Source organism: Vibrio genomosp. F10 str. 9ZD137 (assembly GCF_049974785.1).
Classification (GTDB): domain Bacteria; phylum Pseudomonadota; class Gammaproteobacteria; order Enterobacterales; family Vibrionaceae; genus Vibrio.
In genome coordinates this window covers 1-1,143 of sequence record NZ_JBNGCJ010001063.1, presented here as the reverse complement: position 1 = coordinate 1,143, position 1,143 = coordinate 1, and the positions used below count along the sequence as shown (strand labels likewise).

Genomic DNA, 1,143 nt, shown 5'->3' with positions numbered 1-1,143 from the left:
GACCGAGCACCCTGGTATGGTGTGGCTCGCTGACAAGCTCAGTGACTACTTATTTGACTTTTAAGTATTCAGTGACGATTTACGGCGGTAGTTTCTTATTTATCACTCACTTTCTGATGATAAATCAGCCACCGACAATATAACTGACGCAAGGTTATTGTCATAACTATATGAATAATAATAACATTATCATCATTTCAGGTTAATCCACCTTTTAGAGTGTTTTTAAACATTGCTATAATTTTACCCTAAGCCAAGAATAAAGAGGTGTTTATAACGAGTAATAATGTATGTGCGCCCAAACAAACCAGAACGAAAAACGAGTTCTTAGCTTCTCAGCCCTTTTAGCACTTGGATTTGCTATTGGGGGGCTAACACTTGGTTGGTTTGTCGGCTCTTTAGTCATCATGTTCGATGGTGTTTATTCCCTCGTCAGTTTGCTGTTAACTTTATTGTCACTAGTCGCTTCTCGCTATATTCAGACCCCTTCTGAAGGCACTTTTCCTCTTGGTAAAGCCATCATTGAACCTCTTGTTATATCAATTAAAGCCATCACCATTCTTGTCATCGTCGGTTATTCACTCTACTCAGCAGGCGTGTCCATGTTCAATGGAGGACGAGAAGTGGATGTCTCTGTTGCCACTGCATTTGGTGTCGTTAACGTGATTGGTTGTGGCTATGCCTGGTGGTATATCGCCAACAAAAGCAAACGCTTTTCTTCTGGGCTAATAGAAGCAGAATCGAAACAGTGGCAAATGGATACCTTATTGAGTGTTGCGGTGACATTAGGCTTTGTTGCTGCATGGTTGATCACACTGACTCAGTTATCTCCTTACGCCGTGTACGCCGACCCTATGATGATGCTATTGATGTCGTTTTATTTCATTAAAGTGCCCGTTGATATGTTAAAAGGCGCGATGAAAGAACTCCTTACCATGGCACCGAATAAAGAACTTTGTACAACCGTGGATAACGATGTTACCGCTGTCGATAATGAAATGAAGCAAGACTTAGGTATTGAGCTGACAGCAGTAACCAAAGTTGGCAATGAACTTCGTGTGAGCGTTGATATTCATTCAAACAGCGAACAAATCAAAACGTGTGAACTGGAAAAAACTCGAAAAGCGTTAGATCGGAAGAGCG

The 1,143-nt window shown here is 41.4% G+C and carries 1 protein-coding gene; it reads left to right on the top strand.

Features of this window, described 5'->3' with window-relative positions; genetic code table 11:
- Positions 1 to 290: 290 nt before the first annotated feature.
- Positions 291 to 1,143, top strand: an 853-nt coding sequence (locus ACP45E_RS22440; protein WP_069585545.1) for a cation diffusion facilitator family transporter, incomplete at its 3' end; no start/stop codon positions are given.